Here is a 20979-nt window from a genome sequence, read left to right on the forward strand (position 1 = left end):
CTCCGCCGGAAGAAGGGGAGCGAAACGCTCCCCCCGGTCGGGCGGTTCGGCTCCGTTCCGGCGCACATGCGCCGGAACGGAAGGGGTCAGGCCGAAGCGCCTTCCACAGGAAAGGTCATTTCCGTGTTCTTGTGCATGGTCCACACGCCGCAGGGGCACACGCCCGCGCACACGCCGCAGCCTATGCAGCGTTCGGGATCGGAAACGTAGGCGAAGATGCCGTCCATTTCCACGCGGGAGATGGCCTTCTCGGGGCAGGATTGCAGGCACATGCCGCAGTCGCGGCAGGAGCCGCAGCTCACGCAGCGGGAATAGTCGTCCGCGGGAGCGGGCAGATCCGCCTTGTGAACACGGGAGAAATATTCCAGGCTGAGGCGGGTGGAGGCCATGTCGCGCGAATCTGCCTTGGGAGCGGGTTTGCCCATGAGGTAGGCGTCGGCGGCCTTGGCCGCCTGCGCGCCGGAACCGATGGCCGTCACGAGCAGACCGGGCTTCACCACGTCGCCCGCGGCGAACACGCCGGGCAGAATGCTCATGTCGTCGCCGGGAACCACCCAGCTGCCGCGGAAGGTGCGCACGCCTTCGGGCAGGAAGTCGATTTCCGGCTCGTCGCCGATGGTGATGATGACCATGTCGCCGGGAACAAGACGACCCTTGTCGTCGATGATGCCTTCGGGCGTGATTTCCCTGGTCATGAAGGGCCACACGAGCTTGCCGCCGAGGGATTCGATGTGGGCGATTTCCTTGGCAAAGGCCGCGGGCTTCTGCACGTCGACGCAGGTGACGTGCTCCGCGCCTTCGGCATAGGCGCCTGCCGCGGCGTCCATGCCCGCGTTGCCGCAGCCGATGACGATGACGTTTTTGCCCGTGACGGGATGTTCGCCCTTGTTCACGGCCTTCATGTAGTCGATGCCGGGAACGATGCGTTCCTTGCCCGGCCAGTTGAACATTCTGGCCTTGGTGCCGCCCACGGCCACCACGACGGCGTCGTTTTCCTTGCGCAGGGCGTCGAACTTTTCGCGGTCCACGCGGCAGGAGGTGACGAAGCGCACGCCCATGTCCTCGATGCGGCGGATTTCCGCTTCAAGCACGGAGTGATCGAGACGCTCGCGGGGAATGACCTGCTCGATCTTGCCGCCCACGACCTTGTCGGCTTCGTACACGGTCACGTCGTGACCCTTGCGGGCGAGCTGCCAGGCCGCGGAGAGACCGGCCACGCCGGAGCCGATGACGGCCACCTTCCTGCCGGTGCGCACGGAGGGCTTTTCCACCTTGATGAGCGCCGATTCACGGCCGAGGGGGCCTATCTGGATGGGCGAGTCGATGCGGCAGCCGCGGGTGCAGGCGTCCATGCAGGGGTTGGGGCACACGCCGCCGCACACCGAGCCGGGGAAGGGAGAGTAGTCGAGCACGAGGCGCAGGGCCTCTTCGGTGCGGCCTTCGCGCAGCAGGTTGTAGCGCTTCTGCGTGGGAATGCTGGCCGGGCAGGCATACTCGCAGGGGGCCGCGGTGGCGGCGTTGTCCCAGGAGGGCACGCGCAGGCGGAAGTCGCCGCGCGCCACCAGACTGTTCACGCGGAAGTCGTCCTTCACCACGTCGCTGAAAATGCCGCCCTTCACCCATTCTTTGGCGTGATAGTCGGAAACGCTCATGCGGGTCTTTTTGTGATCGCCGCTCTTGATGGGCAGAAGCTTGCGCCATTCGCTCCAGCAGCTGAGCGTTTCGAGCGCGGAAGACTTGTCCACCGCGTCCAGGAAGTTCTTCAGACCGGTGGAGAGGAAGGCGATGTCCGCCTCGTCGAGATCGTGCACGGCCACGTCGTTTTCGGCGTAGGAGCCGGAATTGCCGCGGAAGTACACCACGCCGCCCACCATGCCGACGCAGGCGCGCTCGCCGAGCACGGAAGCGCCTTCGGGGGTGTCGAGGCCGCAGACCACCATCTTGCCGCCGCCCATGAATTCGCACGGGAAGGAGCCGGTGCCGTCGAGAATCCAGAGTTCGGGCTCGGAGTAGAGCGGATCGTGCTTCATGAGCGAGCCGGAACGGGTGCCCGCGCGGCCGCCGATGTAGATGACGCCCGATGCCGCGCAGTGACCGGCGGTGTCGCCGGCGTCGCCCTTCACGGTGATGCGCGCGCCGGAGTTGAGCCAGCCCACGTCGGCGGGGGCGGAGCCTTCCACCACGATTTCGGTGTGATCGAGGCCCATGCAGCCCACGCGCTGACCGGGATTGGTCACATGGAAGCGCAGGGTGCGGCCTTCGGCGTTCCAGAGGGGGCCGCCGATGTCGTGCTGACCGGACGCATGGATGTCGAATTCCGTTTCGCCCCGGGCCACGGCCTCGCCGATGGCCAGCAGCAGATCCTGCGTAGACATGCGTTCGTGCTGAACAAGAGTATCTATGGAAAACATTGCGTTGCCTTTCTATGATGAGGTTCCGGGGTGAAATGCCGGGGAAATGGCGTCTGCGGCCGAGAGCGTCAGCATGCGTAGGCTATGCCGAGCTTTTCCGCCACGGCGTGGTCGGTGGCGACCAGAGCGTCGGAGCGGCCCACGGGCAGAGAACTGTTGCCGATGGGGGCCATGAGCTTGCGCATTTCGCTGTCGAAGGCGAGCACGTAGTCCACAATGGCCTGTGCCCCTCTGTCCACGTCGAGACGCGCCACGAGGCGCGGATCCTGCGAACAGATGCCGTTGGGGCACAGACCCGTGGAACAGTTGTTGCAGCGGCCGTTCTCGTTGCCCACGCATCCGAGCAGCTGGATGAGGAGCTTGCCGATGAACACGCCGTTGGCGCCGAGGCAGATCATCTTGAAGGCGTCGGCAGCCGCGTTGCCGGTGAGGCCCACGCCGCCGCCGGCCCAGAGCGGAATCTGACCCTGCAGACCCTGACGCACGGCGGCGAGGTAGCAGTCGCGCAGCTTGGACACCACGGGATGGCCGGTGTGATCGAGGGAAACCTCGTTGGCCGCGCCGGTGCCGCCCTGAATGCCGTCGATGAAGAAGCCGCCGCAGATGCGGTAGGGGTCGCGCAGAAGGTTGTTGTACACGGAAACCGAGGTGGCCGAGGCCGCGCACTTGATGGCCACGGGCACGCGGAAGCCGAAGGCCGCGTTGAGCGAAAGGTGCATCTTCTGCACCGATTCCTCGATGGAGTAGAGGCCCTGATGGTTCGGCGGCGAATGCAGGGTGGACTTGGGCACGCCGCGGATGGCCTGAATGTGCGGAGCCACCTTGGAGGCGGGAAGCAGGCCGCCGTCGCCGGGCTTGGCGCCCTGACCGATCTTGATGAGCACGCCTGCGGGATCCACCTTCATGCGGGGCAGCGCCTTGACGATGCGGTCCCAGCCGAAGTGGCCGGACGCGATCTGAATGATGAAATACTTGAGCTTGTCGGACTCCATGAGCTTGACGGGCATGCCGCCTTCGCCGGAGCTCATGCGCACGGGCAGTCCGCATTCCTCGTTGAGGTAGGCGGCGGCCATGGCGATGGCTTCCCAGGCGCGGGTGGAGAGCGCGCCGATGGACATGTCGCTGAAGATGAGCGGATAGATCCAGTTCACGGGCGGGGTGTGACCGGTCTTCACGAGCTTGCCGTCGCGCACCTGAAGTTCTGTGGCGAGGTCGCGGGAGGGCAGCACGCGGCCCAGCGGAGCGCGCATGTCGAAGGTGTGACGTTCGGAGTCGAGGGCGGGGTCGGTCATCTGGCTGATGCGGCCCACCACGATGGCGTCGAGGGTGCGCTGCGTGTTCAGGTTGGTGCGTCCGCCGCGGCGGATGGGGCCGTTCACGCGGGCGATCACCGGAATGCGCTGATCGGGGTTGCGTTCGGGATGAATGGCGTCGTTGGGGCAGACCTTGGCGCAGAAGCCGCAGCCCACGCACAGATGGGCAAGGTCGGTCTTCTGGCGGATGACGGGCCGTGCAAGATGCTTCTTTTCCGGATCGGGCCAGGGCTTTTCCGAAACCGTGAGGTCCTGACGCATCATGCGGACTTCGATGGCGTTCTGCATGCACTGGGCCACGCAGCTGCCGCACATGGTGCAGCGGGTGGGATCGTAGCGGATGATCCAGCGCAGATCGTCCGTGCAGTTGTCGAGAGCCTTTACTGTTTGCATATGCGCACCCTCAGGTCGTTGTCGACGACGATGGTTTCCCTCTCGCCGGGATAAATGTCTGTGGAAACGTCGCGGTCGGGCATGACGGCGTTGAGACCGCACACTTCGGAGGAGATGGCGAGCATGTCCTTGGTGCGGCCGACCACCACGGGACGCAGTTTCTTGGAGTCGCAGCAGGTCATCATGCGGCCGTCGGGAAGCATGGCGATGATGGCGTTCGGCCCGTTGATTTCAAGATGGGCGAGCGTCTCGCGGATGATGCGCAGCACTTCCGCGTCTTCGCGCTTGTCGATTTCGGCGAAGGGCAGGGGCGTGATGACGTGCTTGTAGTACTCGATGGGCCACTTGAGCTCGTGCAGCACGTAGTGAAGGCTGTAGAGCAGGCACTGCGAGTCGGATTCAAAGCCGGTGTAGCCGCGGTGCAGCGACTTCTGAAATTCCCTGTTCTTGGTGTAGAAGGTGTTTTCGCCGTTGGCGCAGAGGGTGTAGCCCTGAAGGAAGAACGGATGGGCCGCGTAGCGCACGATGTCGTAGTTGGTGTTCTGGCGGCACTGGGTGACGATGTTCCTCGCGAGCAGCGGGCAGGAATCGTCCCAGAGGCGGAAATAGGTGGCGATGTCGCGCGGATCGCCTATTTCCTTGAGGGTGAGGGTGTCGGGCCAGAAGGAATAGACGAAGCCTTCATTGTCCTTTTCCAGCATGGCGCGCAGGGCGAGGCGGGTGTCGAGCAGAAGGGCGGACTTTTCCTCGTCGCTGCTGTAGCGGTAGTGCGGCGGATAGTCGTACACGCGGAAGAGGTAGCGTTCCATGGGGCGGATGTCCAGCCCGGGACGCGCGTCGTACTTGGGAGTCCAGCTGAAAAGCAGGGAGAAATGATGCTCGGCCATGTAGTCGTCCACGGCGCGCATGCCTTCCCGGGAGCAGGCCGCAGAGAGCAGAGGCCTGTCTTTCCATTCGGCGAAGGGCCCGGCCAGGTCCTGCATGACCATGGCGAAGCCGGAGTTGTCATACCCTTCCTGCTGGGGAAGCATGAGTTCGAGCGCTTTGCGCGGCCCGATGGGCGTTAAGCTCTTTATCGACCCTATTCTGCACATGTTGTTGTCCTCAATATCCCTGGCCGTCTGCCGGAACGATAACGGCCTGCGATGCGTATTTGTACTGCGCCATCCGCTTGAGAGGGGCAGACCATGCTGTGGCCTGCCCCTGCGGAATGGCTCTTTTTGAGAGAGACGGAGAAGGCGCGGAAGCCTGTCCGCTTCCGCGGCTTTCCTATCAATGGGTCCACATAAGTTCGGCGTAGCTGGGCATGGGCCAGTCGGAACCGGCCATGATGGATTCCAGCTTGTCGGCATAGGCGCGGCATTCGTTCATGGCGGGGAGCACCTCGTCGCGGGCGATGACCGCAGCCTTTTCCGCCTCGGCGGTGTCGGCGAGCACCATGCGTTTTTCGTCAAGCTTGCGCAGGGCGAGCATGAGGCTCTCGGTGGAGGAGGCGAGCATGTCGAGATATTCGGTTTCCGCGGCGGGAGCCTTGCCCATGGCGGTGCGGGTGCGGTTCAGCATTTCGGCGGCGGCGCTCTGCGCCTTCATGGCCGCGGGAACGATGAGCGTGCGGCCCATGCGGCTGGCCGTGGCGGCTTCGATGCCGATGGTCTTGGCGTAGTTCTCGAACAGAATCTCCTGGCGGGAGAGGCATTCGCGTTCGGTGAGAATGCCCTGGCTGGAGAAGGTGGAGAGCACGTCGGGATCGCTGTAGTGTTCGAGGGCTTCCACGGTGTTGGCGTAGTTGGGCAGACCGCGCTTTGCGGCTTCCACGGGCCATTCTTCGGTGTAGCCGTTGCCGTTGAACACGATGGGGGCGTGTTCGGTGAACAGGTCGGTGAGCAGGCTCTGCACGGCGCTGTTCAGATCCTTGCCGGAAGCGACGTCGGCTTCGAGGCGGTCGGCGATGTCTTCAAGGGCGCAGGCCACGGCCGCGTTGATGGCGATGTTGGCCGGAGCGATGGACTGCGAGGAGCCCACGGCGCGGAATTCAAACTTGTTGCCCGTGAAGGCGAAGGGGCTGGTTCTGTTGCGGTCGGAGTAGTCGCAGGGCATGGGAGGCAGCACGTCCACGCCGATGTTCAGCGTAGGCTTGGCCTTCTTGGTGCAGGAGCCGTCGCCGGTGAAGGAACGGACCACTTCGGCCAGCTGATCGCCGAGGTACACGGAGATGATGGCCGGCGGCGCTTCGTTGGCGCCGAGTCTGTGATCGTTGCCCGCGCCGATGGTGCCGAGACGCAGCACGGCGGAGTGCTTGTGCACGGCGCGCAGCACGGCGGCGAGGAAGACCAGGAACTGCGCGTTGTCCTGCGGAGTGTCGCCGGGCTTGAGCAGGTTGTTGCCTTCGGAGTCGGAAAGCGACCAGTTGTTGTGCTTGCCGGAACCGTTCACGCCTTCAAAGGGCTTTTCGTGCAGCAGGCACATGAAGCCGTGGCGGGGCGCGATGTGGCGCATGAGGTTCATGACCAGCATGTTGTGGTCGGTGGCGATGTTCACCTTTTCATAGAGAGGCGCAAGCTCGAACTGGGCGGGAGCCACTTCGTTGTGACGGGTCTGGGCGGGAATGCCGAGACGGTACAGCGTGTGTTCAAGGTCTTCCATGAAGGCCATGACGCGGGAGGGAATGGCGCCGAAATAGTGGTCTTCCATTTCCTGACCCTTGGGGGTGGTGGCGCCGTACAGGGTGCGGCCGGTCATGATGAGGTCGGGACGCTTGGCGGCAAGGGCCTTGTCCACGAGGAAGTATTCCTGTTCCGGGCCGACCTGAGCGTCGACATGGGTGGCGCGGGTGTTGCCGAACAGACGCAGAATGCGCAGCGCCTGACGGGACACGGCGGAAGCGGAACGCAGCAGCGGAACCTTGCGGTCAAGCGCTTCGCCCGTGTAGGAATAGAACATGGTGGGAATGTGCAGCGTGTGACCGATGAGGAAGACCGGAGAGGTGGGGTCCCAGGCGGTGTAGCCGCGGGCCTCGAAGGTGGAACGCAGGCCGCCGGAAGGGAAGCTGGAAGCGTCGGGCTCGCCGGAGAGCAGGGTTTTTCCCGAGAAGGAGCTGATCATCTTGCCGTCAACGGGCTGGAGGAAGGCGTCGTGCTTTTCCGCGGTGAGCCCGGTGAGGGGATGGAACCAGTGAGTGTAATGAGTGGCGCCGCGGGAAACGGCCCAGTCCTTCATGGCGTTGGCCACGGTGCCGGCGATGGCGGGATCGAGGCGGGTGCCGTTGAGGATGGTCTGTTCGAGGTTCACATACACGTCGTGGGGCAGATGCCGGCACATGGTGTCGAGAGTGAACACGTCACAGCCGAAATATTCGTCGTCATGCCTTTGCGGGGTGGAACTTGACATGTTTGTTAACTCCTTGTGGAAAGGCTTCATTGCTTTTTCTGCTACTGTTAAAGCAAGAAGCGTGCCAAGGTTGATTATTTTTATTTAACATACTGAAAATAAAAGAATTAAATTTTTTCATTCCAATGTGAAGTTGCGAGCGAAATATCATTTTCGACTAAAAAGTAGAAAATTACCCCGGTTAAAATTGGACAAAAATGTAACACTTTTCAGGAATGTTCCATTAAAAGCATGAGATTTCCGAAAGTTAGCACAAAAAATGAAAAAATCTACATTTTAGTGGATTTAAGGCAGACCATTCTGATGCCGTCGCGGAACACGGGGGAGAGAAGGGTATTTTTCTACATTAAAGTAGAAAATGTTTCCTCTTTTGTCGTTGCGGGGATTTTGAATTCTTGAGGAAAAAGAGGGAACTTTTTGTCGGATTTACTACTAACTTATTGATAATAAAGGCGAATGGCAACACCTTCGGCCGGAGACGACAGAAATGTTTCCTTCTCTGGGGGCGGAACAGAAAAAGGACGGCGCGACGTGTCGGCCGAGCCGAGGGGAAGACGGAAGAGAGGCGGCCCGCCGCTGAGGGAAGGACATGGGTGATGCCGGGCCGTGATCGACGGAAAGGGGCAAGAAAGGGGCAGGCCGCGGCCTGCACAGTTTGAGGATGTTCGGCAGGGCGGGCCTCCGGTGACGGAAACAGGAGGGGCCGGAGCGGTGCGTCAGGGCGAAGCGGGCATCCTGACGGGACAGGGGAGAGATGCCGGACAGGGACGTCGCGACGTCGAGAACCCGGCGCAAGGGGGAATCAGACCGGAGCAAGGGCATAGTGAAGCCGAAACTTTTATGGCAGGAGGGGACGAGTCGGACCGCATAGCCCCATAGCCGGAGCTGAGAAGAAGGCGAGGAACAGGCCGTCTCCCTTTTTGATGTTCGGCTGGAGGAAACTTTTTCCCGGCGCGTCAGGAAAGGCATTCGCTCCTTCATCTTTTAATGTTGCCGTTCGACGACGTTGCAGGCGGGAGGCGAAGCCGTTGCCGCTCAGCTCGGACATGACGTAGGAGAAGAGCCGCGCCTTTTGGACCGCCTCATGGCAATGAGCCCCGGCAGGGCGGATGCCGGGCGAGACGCTCCTGTTTTCCCTCTGCGCTTTCTGCCTGTGCGGTCTGTGCGGGGAGCGTTTTGGCATCTGGCGACGGAGCACGATGGATGCGGCAACGCGGCGCATTCTTTGATAATATGCGGGGGGGAGAAGGAATCCTTGCTGAACGTTTTTTTTTCTCGTACCATGCAGCCAGACCATGAATTCGAGGTGTCGCCATGACTGTTCGCTGTCCGCGCTGCAAGAGTTCCGATGTGTGCAAGGATAACCGTTACCGGGTGCTCGGCACCACGGCGGGCGGCGTAGGCGGCGCTGCGGCCGGCGTGTCGGGCATCAGCGCCGGAGCGGCGGCCGGGGCCGCCATAGGTTCCGTGTTCCCGGTGATAGGATCGGCCATCGGCGCGCTTGCCGGGGGACTTGTGGGAGCCGTGACCGGGGGCGTTTCGGGCGCGGCGCTCGGCAACAGGGCCGGACATGCCATGGACAACAAATACAATCGACATCTGTACCGCTGCCGCAAATGCGGAAAGCTCTTTGCCTTGTAGCTGCGACCTTGCGCGGACGACCCGCCCGGCGTCAGAGATCCCCTGTCAGGATGTTCAGAGAGGTTCCGTTTTTCCCCGGAGCCTCTTTTTTATGGATGTGCTCCCCCAAAAAAAGAAACCATTCGGATTCCCGGCAAGCCTTCGCTTCCGGCGCATTGCCGCGGACTCTGCCGACAGCAACTATTGCTTCAGTCTGTTATTCGCCAGCCCCCCCTGATAAAAGTTTTCGGAAAGAGGATGGGGGCGCGGGGGGAAGGAGAAAAGCCCTTTTTCAAAAGGGGCTTCATTCCTCGGTCAAACTCTCCCTCTTCCTTCCTCTTTTCCAGCATCTCACCTGCGGCGGAACCATTCGTAAGCCCGGCAAGCCTTCGCTTCCGGCGCATTGCCGCGGACCCTGCCGACGGCAACTATTGCTCCAATCAGTTCTTCGCCCCCCCTGATAAAAGTTTTCGGAAAGAGGAGGGGGGGCGCGGGGGGAAGGAGAAAAGCCCTTTTTCAAAAGGGTTTTCTCCTTCCCCCCGCTCATCTCTCCCCCTCTCTTCCTTTAAAAAAAGCTGCGCCGAGGGGGAAAGTGAGGGCTCGGCGCAGCGGGGCTGCCGCGTGTGCGGCAGCTTTGTTTACAGGGGGTTAGCAGAAGAGGGAGACGCCGGTCTGGTACTTGGTGTCTTCGACGAGAATCTTGATGTCGTACTTGCCGGAGAGGCCTTCCTTGCTGATGTTCTGCTTGATGACGCGGTCGTCGTCTTCGAGGTAGGCGCCGGAGCACATGGCGAGGTGGTAGGAAGCGGCGGTGTTGATGAAGTAGCCGCGGGTTTCCTTTTCGCCTTCGAGCAGCACCATGACCAGAGAGCCGCGGGCGAAGCGGCCGTGGAAGACGATGCGGTCTTCATCTTCCTCGATGTTGACCTGATGCCAGGAGTCGATGACTTCATTGGATTCGGGCACGTCGGGGATGGTGTCGAAGGTGGGGGTCACGTCGAGGTGGCCGAGGAGCTTGCCCTCGCCGAAGGCGGCGTTGTCGCCGTCGTGGTAGGGGAAGAGCTTTTCAGCGCGGTAGAAGTTGCCGTCCACTTCCATGGAGTACATAACCACGCCGTCCTTCTGTTCCACGGTCTTGGCGCAGATGTCGGTGCCGGGTTCCTTCTTGGGATTGATGAAGGCGCCGAGCTTGTCGGAGGCGTAGCCGTCCTTCCAGCCGATGCCGCCGGAATGGATGAGGTAGTGGCCTTCGTCGTAGTATTCCACGTTGCAGATGTAGGGGGAGAAGAAGGTCTGGCCGAGTTCCTTGCCGTACTGCCACACCTGTTCGATTTCCATCTTGTCGGTGTCGATGCGGTAGCGCACGCCGCGGGAGAAGTTGTCGCGGTTGCGGATGTAGCGTTCCTTCACCTTGGAGCGGTACTGACCGTTGTCGAAGCACATGATGTCGCCGTCGGGGCAGACCACGCAGGCGTGCTGTTCATACTGCCAGTCGAAGTTTTTCACGTCGCCCACGGGCTTGAAGAAGTACTTCTGCATGTCTTCGGGCCAGGTTTCGGGGTCGCCGATGATCCAGTTGAGCTTGCTGGTTTCGTAGTCGAAGTTGACGATGGCGTCCTGATGGCGGCCGGAAATGGTGATGGTCTTGTTCTTGTCGTTGTACCACAGGGCGTTGTTGTGGAACCAGTCGTGGGCGTCCTGGGAGCCGGAACCGGCCACGTTCTGGGGCAGGAAGGTCTTGTAGTCCCAGGTGCGGAGCACTTCGCCGGTTTCGCGGTCGAGCAGGGCGATCATGTCTTCGACGGTGTCGGTGGTGAAGTCCTGGGTGAGGGCGAGGATGTTGCCGTCGGGCATTTCAAAGTGATCGTGGTGATAGTTGCCCGGCATGCGGAATTCCTTGTAGATTTTGCCGAGCAGGTTCAGTTCGATGAGGCCGGTGGGGCAGTAGGGCATGTGGCAGAAGCGGTGAGAGCCGGTCATGATGTTGCCGTTCTTCACGCGCTTGATGTCGAACATGGTGTTTTCGGTGAGCAGCCAGCGGATGTCGCCCATGTAGTCGTAGGCGGTGGGGAGGTTCTTGCCGGCCGGGGTGAGGAACATGAAGTTGTTGCCGAAGTAGTCCATGGACGTGTTGATGTTGCGGCAACGGCACACGTCTTCGGGCAGAGGCTGGGACTGGATGGAGAAGGTGTTCTTTTCGCCGGTGGAGAGTTCCACGGTCACGCGGGTGGCCACGCCTTCGTAGAGGCCGATGACCGGAATGAAGTGATCGGTGCCTTCGGGGAAGGTGTGAACGATGTTTTCACGGTCGTTGCGCTTGCCGTGAATGGTCATGGTGGCGGAGGCGGGCTTTTCGCTCTTGAAGAGGATCAGCGCGCAGAGCGGATTGATGAAGTAGGGGTTGACCAGAACATGGGCGTTTTCGAGCGTGGGCTTTTCCGCTTCAAAAGCGGCAAGGAATTCCTTCTCGGCGCGATTCTGGCGAGTGATGAGGTGATCGTTGTAGGTGTGCGTCACTTTGCTGCTCATGGCTGGACTCCTTTCAGCGTTCTACGTGTGGATATATGGGTGTGGGGGTTAGGCTTTGAGCTTGGCTATTTCCTGAATGATGGCGGGCTTCTGCTTCAGGCCTTCGAGGCGGGAGACTTCCGCGCCGTCCTTCATGAAGAGCATGGTGGGGAAGCCCTTCACGCCGCAGCGTTCCTTGAGGTCCTGATTGGCGTCGAAGTCCACGGTGAAGATGCGGAAGTCGGGATCGTTCTTGTCGATGTCCTTGAGCACGAAGGAAAGCATTTTGCAGGGGCCGCAGGTTTTGGAATAAAATTCCACCAGCATGACGCCGGACTTGTCCATGCTGTCGTAGGCGGCGGTGTCGATTTCTTTGATCATGGGGGAGTCTCCTTGGAAAAATGAGTGTTGCGGAACGGCGTTCCGGGCGTAAAAAGAGGACTAGCCTCTCAGCTTTTCAACGTATTTGGAGGCGGAGTTGGCGGCTATGGCGCCGTCGCCGCAGGCGGTGGCCACCTGGCGCAGGCCCTTCACGATGATGTCGCCGGCGGCGAAGATGCCGGGGCGGGAGGTGGCCATGGAGGCGTCGGTCACGATGCAGCCGGTTCTGTCGAGAATGCCGAGGTCGGCGCAGAAGGAGGCCGTGGGTTCGAGGCCGATGTATTCAAACACGCCGTCGCAGGAAACGGTGCGTTCGGTGGCGTCTTCCTTCGTGGACTTGAAGTGCACGCCTTCGAGCTTGTCGTCGCCCAGGAATTCGAGCACGTCCTGATAGGGATAGATGGTCACGTTGGGCATGGCGCGCAGCTTGTCGCAGGCCATGGGATCGGCGGTGAGGTCGAACATGGTCACGATGGTGAGCTTGTTCACGATGCCGGCGAGGTAGATGGATTCTTCCACGGCGGAGTTGCCGCCGCCGATGACCACGACGTCCTTGCCGCGGTACTGGGCGCCGTCGCAGATGGCGCACCAGCTGATGCCGGCGCCGGTGTGCTTGTCTTCGCCGGGAATGTGCAGGCGGCGGGGCCTCGTGCCGGTTGCGATGATGACCGCGGAGGCTTCATACACGGTGTCGTCTTCGAGGCAGACCACCTTTTTCACGTCGCCCTCGTCCACGATGGCGGTCACGGTCTTGTAGTCGAATTCCGCGCCGACTTCCTGGGAGTGTTCAAACATCTTGATGGCGAGCTCCGCGCCGTTGATGGTGCCGAAGCCGGTGTAGTTGGCGATTTCGTTGGTGTTGATGATCTGTCCGCCGGGGGCGAGCTTGTCGAGCACCAGGGTTTTCATGTTGGCGCGCACGGCGTAGATGGAAGCCGTAAGACCGGCGGGGCCGCCGCCCACGATGATGACGTCGTACTTGTTCATGCGAAGAACTCCTTTGTTGCGGTCGCGATCCCTGGGGGGGAGGCGGGAAGCGTTCTTGTTGAGCCGGAAGAATTCGGCGGAAGGCGGGTTATCCGAAGATGAGCATGGCGAGCGGGATGCCCACCACGATGATGACGCCGGCGATGAGCAGGGAGGCGGTCACGCTGTAGGTGACGATTTCCTTCGGGGAGAGCCACTGCGTATTGCCGAAGAGCATGGCGGCGAACGGCGAGGCTGCGGGGGTGCAGGCGGCGATGAGCACGGCGTAGATGAAGCAGGCCATGAGGGGACCGGCGTTCATGCCGAAGGCGTTGCACATGGCGAGCAGCACGGGGGTGAGCACGAGGCCGAGCACCACGGAGTTGCAGAAGTTGGTGCAGGTGATGCCGAGCAGAATGACGGCGATGCACAGGGCCACGTAGCCGAAACCGGAGAGGGCGCCGCGCAGGACGTATTCCATGAAGATGGTCACGTTGGTGCCCTTGCCGGTCATGGCGTCGCCGAGGAGCATGGCCACGGCGATGAGCAGGAATATGCGCCAGGGATAGACGGTGGCGGTGTCGCTCACGTCGGCGATGGGCTTGCCGCGCAGGTGGACGAAGCCCACGATGAACAGAGCGACGATGGGGGCGAGCAGGGAATTTCTGGCGAGGAAGGCGCCGACGACGTTGTCCTTGCCGATGATGCCGGGCAGCAGAATCCAGAAGGCGAAGAGGGCGAAGGCGACGAGCACGCCTATCTGATAGCCGGTCATGGGCGGCAGGGGTTCCTTGCGCAGCACTTCGGGATCAAGCTTGAGCAGGGGAGAGACGTCCACGCGGAAGATGAAGCGCATGGCGAAGAGGAGTCCGGCGATGGAGATGAGGGAAACGACGAGGGCGAAGCAGAAGTAGGAGGCGGCGGGCAGATCCGGAACGTTCATGCCGGGATTGTTGGCGGCCATGCTCCAGATGTTGCCGAGCAGCAGGAATGCGCCGGTCTTGAAGGGATCGGAGGCGAAGGAGAGCAGCGACATGATGATGATGTACACCAGCATGATGGCGACGTACTTGTCGCCGCGCTTGAAGCCCACCTGATTGAAGATGGTGTACATGACGGGCCAGATGAGGAAGCAGATGGAAGTCTGTTCAAAGAAGGCCAGGAAGTAGGTGGCGAGCAGGATGACGCCGGTGAAGGTCCAGGGGCGGCCTATGATGAAGTCGCGGCGGAGAATCCACTGGGCGAGCCAGGCGGAAACGTTGCTCTTGATGAGGGCGGTGGCAAAGCAGAGGGTGAAGAAGATCATGACCACCATGGGATTGCCGAGGAAGGAATTGAGCACCTTGGGAGCGGGGGTGAATCCGCTGAAGGCGAGCATGAGCACACCGAGGAAGCAGGGCCAGAGCGTATCGACGAAGGTCCAGAGATAGACGACGCCGAGGAAGATCATGGCGTTCACCATGCCCATGCGGGTGATGGTGATGACGGCGTTGCCGTCCACCACGGGGAATCCTGCCGCAACGAGGGCGTCGTTGACGGGAACGGTCATGGAAGGGTAGGGCAGCACGTAGCCGAGGAACATGATGCCGATGCCGATGACGGTGTTGATGATGGTGGAAAGAGGAAGTTTCTTTGACGACATGCTTACCTCCAAAGACGGAGAAGGAAAGAGTGGCCCTTTCGTGAGGAAAAACACGGTGTTCGAGAAAACAGGGAGATTCCCGCACCGCTACTTCTGCGGATGTTGCTTAACATAGGGGCATGGCGGATAAAATAAACTAGTCTAAACTAGCTTTTGAATATTTTTTCTTTTTCTTCTCAATGTCGGCGCGCGTCCGTGGGGAAGACAGGGCGTTAAAAAACGGAATATTTCATAATTAGTCATGTAATTTCAACGTATTAAACTGGTTATTGCAAAAAGGAAAAAGGCGCGGAAACACGATTTTTTCGTCGGAAAGACGGCGAAATTCCGGCCTCGTTTTCGAGAAAATCCGGAGGAAATATGCAGTTTGGAAGCGTTCGACGGGGGCGCGGGAAGTGAGTGCAGTGACGGGGAAAAACATCTTGTGAATTAAAATTCAATTGTACTCAAAAAGGGACGGAGCTGCGCGAAAAAGCAGTGATTTTTGAAGGGAGAGGTCGGGCGGAGATGCCGGAAGACGGAGGACTTCGGGCGGCGGTGATCACCGGACGCGGAGTCTGAGAGATGTGATGCGTTCTGTTTTGCCGGACGCGTGAAGGAAAGAGCGAAGAAGAGAGGGAAAAACGCGATGCGGAGAACGCAAAGGCCGGGAACGAGTTGCAGGAGCGAAGAGCGGGGAAGTGCCGCGCCGAATGCAAAGCGAGAAAATGGGCCCGGGAGGCGCGAAGATGGAATGGCGCAGGGAACGGGCGGCGGGCGAACGAGAGGGAATTCGGCGCTTGCCGTGGCGTGCGGGGATGAAGGTCGGCGCGGGAAGGGGACGGATCCTTCGGCCGCGCGGAGGCTCTGAGTGGCGGCCTGCCTCAGAAGAGGCGTCGCGGCTTTTTTTGGAGGGGAATGTGCGGAAGCCGGGACGCGCGCCGTCGTCCCGGAGCGTGTCAACGATCGCGTTCCAGGCGCGGCGATCCCGGCATGGCCTGGGCGCAAAGGAGCGCGGGCGACATGCGTGGGCAGTCTGGCCGCAAGGGCGACAAGAGCCCCGGCGTGCGGAAGTTCCACGACAGAACCAACGGCACGATTGCCTTCAAGGAAAAGTCCCCGGGCGTGCGGAACGTTCAGCGGGCGCGGATTGCACGCGGCGGCCCGGCGCAAAGGCAGGAAGCGCCCCGGGCGCTCAGCGGTGCGCGACGTCCTGTTCCGGCAAGGCCTCGGTGCGGTAGGAAAGCTGGCTGACCTGCGAGGAGAGCTTGACGAGCTCCTGCGGATTCTTCACGAACGTCGTGCCGTGTTCCTTGCCGAGAATGCCCGCCTTGCGCAGGGAGTGGAAGATTTTCGTCACGGTCATCACATGCATGGAGAGGTGTCCGGCAATTTCCGTGTGGGTGAGGTAGCGGGGCAGGGCGTGGGGCGGATCCTTTTCCATGGACACGGAGAGCATGCGGCAGACCCGCACGATGGCGGGCAGGGTGCAGTTGTTCACCGATTGCACGATGATCTTCATGAGATTGCCGGCAAGACCGCGGATGAGCAGGGTGTGCAGGGGCTCTTCGTGCATGTGCAGCATGAAATCGTGGTTTTCGGTGCAGACGAGGCGGCAGGACGTCTTGGCGCACATGGCGAGCGATTCGTTGTAGAGAAGGAAGTCGAAGGCGTCGTGGGGAATGCCGTAGGCGTGATTGACGGAGGGAATGAAGCTGAGCAGATCGCCGGGGCGGAAGTAGATGAGGGAATGATGTCCGCCCGTGGCCGAAAGAGCGGTGAGCGTGACCGTGCCCTCAAGCAGAAAGTACACCTTGTTCACCGGGAGCTTTGCGCCTCGGGAAACGGCGATTTCCCGACTGAATCTGAGCAGATGTCTCCGGCAGGTTTCCAGATCGGGAAGACCTGTCGTGTCTTTGGCGTCGAAGGATGAGCCGAAGGGGCTGGACGCCGCTCGGGTGAGATTCGTCAGGGAGTCGCTCTTCATGGCACCGTGCCCTCTGCGCGTGCGGCGCATGGGTCTTTGGACAATGAATGATGCGAAAAAAATATTTCAAGGCCGGGGCCGTTGTCAATCCGTTTCCCGGGAGGGGCGGCACGGAAAAAAACAGGCGACCCGATGGGTCGCCTGCCGGAAAGGAAAAAGGAAGGGGGCGGCTAGTCGTTGTTCCAGGCTTCGATGCCGCGGCGGTCGATGAGCTTTTCGGGATGGAACACGGGGTCGGCCACGCCGGCCTTTTTCTGATCCTGATAGTCCTTGAGCGCGAGGAAGGCGTTGCGGCCGAGCAGGGCGATGGCCACAAGGTTCACGATGGCCATGAGGGCCATGAAGAGGTCGGCGAGGTTCCACACGAAGGGCAGTTCGGCCACGGAGCCGAAGGCCACCATGGCCACCACGAGAATGCGGAACGCCAGCAGATAGACGGGCTTCGTGCTGAAGAACTGAATGTTGCTTTCGCCGTAGTAGTAGTTGCCTGCAATGGAGCTGAAGGCGAACATGAACACCATGACGGAGAGCAGAACGCCGGCAAAGCCGCCCAGATGCTGGGCAAGGGCGAGCTGCACGAGTTCGATGCCGGTTTTGCCCGAGTCGGCGTAGCCGTCGAAGAGCAGCACGATGCAGGCCGAGGCCGTACACACGAGCAGGGTGTCCACGAACACGCCGAGGGCCTGCACGAGTCCCTGCTTGACGGGATGGGAGACAAAGGCCGTGGCCGCGGCGTTGGGCACGGAGCCCATGCCGGCTTCGTTGGAGAAGAGGCCGCGCTTTGCGCCGGTGAGAATGGCCGCGCCTATGCCGCCCACGGCGGCGTCCGGGGAGAAGGCCTGCGAAATGATGGAGGCGAACATGGCCGGAATGTGGGTGATGTTCAAGACGACGATGACGAGCGCAAGCAGCAGATAGAGGGAGGCCATGATGGGCACGAGCCAGCTGCTGAGATGGGCGATGCGCTGGAGTCCGCCGAAGATGACGACGGCCGCGAGCACGGTGAGAAAGAGGCCGACCAGGGCTCTGTCCACGCCGAAGGTGGTGTTCAGGGAAATGGCGATGGTGTTGGACTGCACGGAGTTGAAGCAGAGTCCGAAGGTCACGGAAATGAGCACGGCGAAGAGGGCCGCGGCCTTGCGGCTGCCGAGGCAGTTGCGGATATAGTAGGCCGGGCCGCCGCGGAAGCCGAATGTTTTCGGATCGCGCACCTTGTAGATCTGGGCGAGGGTGCTTTCGGTAAAGCCGGAGGCCGCGCCGATGACGGCGATGACCCACATCCAGAAGATGGCGCCCGGTCCGCCGGTCATGATGGCGATGGCGATGCCGGCGATGTTGCCCACGCCCACGCGCGAGGCCGTGCTGATGCAGAAGGCCTGAAAGGAACTGATGTGGGCGTGGCCGCCGTCATGACTTGTGCCTTCCTTGAGCAGGCGGATCATTTCCCGGAACAGACGCAGCTGCACGAAGCCGGTGCGCAGGGAGAACCAGAGCCCCAGGGCTATGAGCATGACGACAAGAACGTAGGACCACAGAATATCGTTGGCAAAGGCGACTATGTTTTCCAGAAACTCCATGCGCAGGCCTCTTTTTAAGGTTTGTGATGAAGATAATCCCTCCGATACTTTACGACGAGCGGAAAAAAGTCAACCTTCCCTTGCCGACCGGGGCTTCTGCGCCGAAGCCGCGCCCTTTTTCAAGGACGGTGTTTCGGCGTTTTTACCGGCTAGAAGGCCATGACGAGCGTGCCTGCGGCAATGAGCGCGCCGCCCACGGCAACCTTCAGGGTAAGCTGTTCGTGCAGAAAGATCACGGCCATGATGATCGTGAAAATGATGCTGGTCTTGTCGATGGGAGCCACCTTGGAGACGTCGCCTATCTGCAGGGCCTTGAAGTAGCAGAGCCACGAAGCGCCGGTGGCGAGGCCGGAGAGCACGAGAAACACCCATGTCTTCGTGCTGATTTCGGCAAGGCTTACTTTTGCCCCGGTGAGATAGACCATGCCCATGGCCATGAAGAACACCACCAGCGTACGGATGGCGGTGCCGAGATTGGAATCCACGCCTTCGATGCCCACCTTGGCCAGAATGGACGTGAGAGCCGCGAACACGGCGGAGAGAAGCGCAAGAATGAGCCACATGTTTCGAGAAGTCCTTTGCATGATGATGAAACCATAAAAAAGGGGCCGGAGTTCCGGCCCGCAGATGGGTATTGATGCCGCGGCGCGTCAGCGCAGCACGGCCTCTTCCTTCAGCCTCCCGCTGGTGAACAGATCATGGGCGGTCTGATAGTCGGCCACGGCTGCGGCCACGAGGTCGTCGGCCCTGTCGCCTTCGATGGGAGCCCCCGGCTCGGCGGAAAACGTCCAGGCGTCGGCGGCGGGTTTTTGCAGAGGTTCCAGGGCGACCAGGGAATCCGGGGTGAGTCTGCCGAGCGCCTGATAGGTGCTTATCCAGGCCCGGCCGTTTTCCGGCTTCGTGCGGAGCACGCTGCGACCGAAGAATCCCGAGCGGTACGACCAGCCCAGAATGTCGAACAGCGTAGGTGGTATATCGGCCTGACTGCACAGCGTGTCAATAGCTGCGGGAGCGATGCGGCCGGGGCAGTAGAAGAGCGCCGGAATGTGATAGCGGTCGGGGGGCAGATCGGTGTGCCCGGCGGCGCTGGAGGTGTGGTCGCCGGAAATGATGAACACGGTGTTGCGGAACCACGGCCGCATCGACGCCTGACGGAAGAATTCGCCGATGGCGTAGTCGGTGTAGGCCACCGCGCCCTTGCGTCCGGAGCCGGAAGGAATGCTCACCTTGCCGTCGGGATAGGTGAAGGGGCGATGGTTGGAGGTGGTGAGCACGAACTGATAGAACGGACGATGCTGCCGGAAGCTTTCGTCGGCGTCGCGCAGGGCGGCGCGGAAAAGGTCTTCGTCGCACACGCCCCAGGCGTTGGTGAAGGTGATCTCTTCGCGGGGAATGTCGGAGCGGTCCACGATGCGGAATCCGTTGCCGGAGAAGAAGGCGTTCATGTTGTCGAAGTAGCCGAAGCCGCCGTACACGAAGGCGGTGTCGTAGCCCTTTTCGCGGAACACTGTGCCCACGGAAAAGAGTTCGTCGCAGTTCGGGCGGCGCACGATGGAGGAGCCGGGCGTGGGCGGAAGCGACAGGGTGAGCGCCTCGATTCCCCGCACGGTGCGGGTTCCCGTGGCCATGAGCCGGGTGAACCGCAGACTCTGTTCGGCGATGGCGTTGAGGTGGGGGGTGTTTTCGCCGAGCAGGTTGCTGCCCAGGCTCTCCACGACTATCTGAACGACGTTGGGCTTCCATTCGGGGCGCTGCGCGGCAACGTCCCGCCGCCAGTCGCTGCCGTCGGAAACAAAGCGCGTGCCGTCTTCCGCAAGTTCCTTGCGAAGATCGGCAAAGGCGCGCGCGTCGTCGATGACGGGGTAGAAGGCGCGGTAGTCGAGGGCGTTGTTGCGGTAGGCGGAAAAGAGCGACCACACGCCGTTCGCGGAGAGTTCCTTTTCCACCCTGTCCTGCGGGGCGAGGGGCGAGTAGAGGAACGCGGCGCAGGTCATGACGAAGCAGACGAGGAAAAGTTTGGGCGAGCGCGGCGCGGGCGTGGCGACACGGCGCCAGAACGGCAGCAGAAGCAGCGCGGAAACGATGGCGGCCGAGGCGGCAATGGCGGCGAGCAGCGGAATGAGCGGATAGGATTCCGCAATGTTCTTCACCACTTCCGTGGTGTACACGAGGTAGTCCACGGCAATGAAGTTGAAGCGGCTGGAAAATTCGTCCCAGAACAGGGTTTCGGCCATGGCTCCGAAGAGGAAGGCGCAGGAGTACAGCCAGAACACTACGGAGGCGATGAGGCGTCCGGCGCGTCCTCCCCAGAGGCGCTTTTTCAGCAGCAGGACGATCATGAGCGGCAGGGCGAGCAGAAAATAGGGGAACAGATCGTTGACGGCTCCCCGAAAATAGATGCCCGCCGCCGTGGACCAGTCGAAGGAACTTTGCAGCGTGCGGTGCGCCATGACGAGCAGCACGGTTCTGACCGCGGCGTTGACGGCGAGCCAGAGCAGAAGCAGCAGGCCGAGAAAGCAGCCTCGGGCGTTTCTGGAACGGATCATGGAAGACTCTCCTTCGGATAAGCAGTGGTCCGACTATAAAGTCAAACGGCGTCGAGTACATCCGATCCGGTGTAACAAAGCGTAACGTTGCGTAAAGTTTTTCGTCGGCGTCAATAAATTATACGCAATGCGCGCGCTTGAGGCGCGCATATATTGTAAATCAGCCGTGAATTTCGGGAAATGTAACGGAGTGTAACAGAAAGAAGGATGGTTTTCCGCAGACGGTGATAAAATTTTTACGTTTATTTTTTTCGGCAGTGTAACGAAGC

At 61.2% G+C, this 20979-nt stretch carries 14 protein-coding genes; 1 reads left to right on the forward strand and 13 read right to left on the reverse strand.

Translation table 11 applies throughout. The features are described from left to right. Window positions 1-86: 86 nt before the first annotated feature. The 5 genes from ABGT79_RS09990 to ABGT79_RS10010 all read right to left on the reverse strand — a co-directional run bounded on the left by ABGT79_RS09990 (window position 87) and on the right by ABGT79_RS10010 (window position 8552). Window positions 87-2375: an FAD-dependent oxidoreductase gene (locus ABGT79_RS09990; RefSeq protein ID WP_346666045.1), complete on the reverse strand. Its 2289-nt coding sequence runs from the start codon at window positions 2373-2375 to the stop codon at window positions 87-89. A 104-nt stretch (window positions 2376-2479) separates the two neighbouring features. Then, the gene (locus tag ABGT79_RS09995; RefSeq protein ID WP_294488840.1) at window positions 2480-4117 is read right to left on the reverse strand and encodes a glutamate synthase-related protein; all 1638 of its coding nucleotides are present in this window, start codon (window positions 4115-4117) and stop codon (window positions 2480-2482) included. Next, window positions 4105-5211: a glutamate synthase gene (locus ABGT79_RS10000; RefSeq protein WP_346666046.1), complete on the reverse strand. Its 1107-nt coding sequence runs from the start codon at window positions 5209-5211 to the stop codon at window positions 4105-4107. The genes ABGT79_RS09995 and ABGT79_RS10000 overlap by 13 nt, the downstream gene beginning before the upstream one ends. A gap of 178 nt (window positions 5212-5389) precedes the next feature. After that, window positions 5390-7504 carry a glutamine synthetase III gene (locus tag ABGT79_RS10005; RefSeq protein WP_294488835.1) on the reverse strand — a complete coding sequence of 705 codons (2115 nt, stop codon included), beginning with the start codon at window positions 7502-7504 and terminating at the stop codon, window positions 5390-5392. Between the two features lie 838 nt (window positions 7505-8342). Further along, entirely contained in the window at window positions 8343-8552 is a 210-nt protein-coding gene (locus ABGT79_RS10010; protein ID WP_346666047.1) for a hypothetical protein, read from the reverse strand. A 266-nt stretch (window positions 8553-8818) separates the two neighbouring features. On the opposite strand from ABGT79_RS10010, the gene ABGT79_RS10015 reads away from it, so the two are divergent. After that, window positions 8819-9145, forward strand: coding sequence for a glycine zipper domain-containing protein (locus ABGT79_RS10015; protein ID WP_346666048.1), 327 nt, complete (start codon window positions 8819-8821; stop codon window positions 9143-9145). A 627-nt stretch (window positions 9146-9772) separates the two neighbouring features. Here the strand turns inward: ABGT79_RS10015 and ABGT79_RS10020 are convergent. From ABGT79_RS10020 to ABGT79_RS10055, 8 genes are all read right to left on the reverse strand, one after another. Next, window positions 9773-11653, reverse strand: coding sequence for an aryl-sulfate sulfotransferase (locus tag ABGT79_RS10020; protein WP_346666049.1), 1881 nt, complete (start codon window positions 11651-11653; stop codon window positions 9773-9775). Between the two features lie 48 nt (window positions 11654-11701). Further along, a complete protein-coding gene (locus ABGT79_RS10025; RefSeq protein ID WP_294488818.1) occupies window positions 11702-12013 on the reverse strand; it encodes a co-chaperone YbbN in 312 nt (103 codons plus the stop codon). 60 nt (window positions 12014-12073) lie between these two features. Then, window positions 12074-13000 (reverse strand): FAD-dependent oxidoreductase, encoded by a 927-nt coding sequence (locus ABGT79_RS10030; RefSeq protein WP_346666050.1) that lies wholly within the window; start codon window positions 12998-13000, stop codon window positions 12074-12076. Window positions 13001-13088: 88 nt separating this feature from the next. Continuing rightward, window positions 13089-14621, reverse strand: a complete 1533-nt coding sequence (locus ABGT79_RS10035; protein WP_346666051.1) for a hypothetical protein — start codon at window positions 14619-14621, stop codon at window positions 13089-13091. Between the two features lie 1174 nt (window positions 14622-15795). Next, entirely contained in the window at window positions 15796-16587 is a 792-nt protein-coding gene (locus ABGT79_RS10040) for a helix-turn-helix domain-containing protein (protein ID WP_346666052.1), read from the reverse strand. Between the two features lie 170 nt (window positions 16588-16757). Beyond that, window positions 16758-18164: a sodium:alanine symporter family protein gene (locus ABGT79_RS10045; protein WP_294488807.1), complete on the reverse strand. Its 1407-nt coding sequence runs from the start codon at window positions 18162-18164 to the stop codon at window positions 16758-16760. A gap of 149 nt (window positions 18165-18313) precedes the next feature. Then, entirely contained in the window at window positions 18314-18727 is a 414-nt protein-coding gene (locus tag ABGT79_RS10050; protein WP_294488804.1) for an EamA family transporter, read from the reverse strand. Between the two features lie 87 nt (window positions 18728-18814). Beyond that, window positions 18815-20710, reverse strand: coding sequence for an LTA synthase family protein (locus ABGT79_RS10055; protein ID WP_346666053.1), 1896 nt, complete (start codon window positions 20708-20710; stop codon window positions 18815-18817). Window positions 20711-20979: the final 269 nt, after the last annotated feature.

This window comes from uncultured Mailhella sp. (genome assembly GCF_963931295.1).
Lineage (GTDB): Bacteria > Desulfobacterota > Desulfovibrionia > Desulfovibrionales > Desulfovibrionaceae > Mailhella.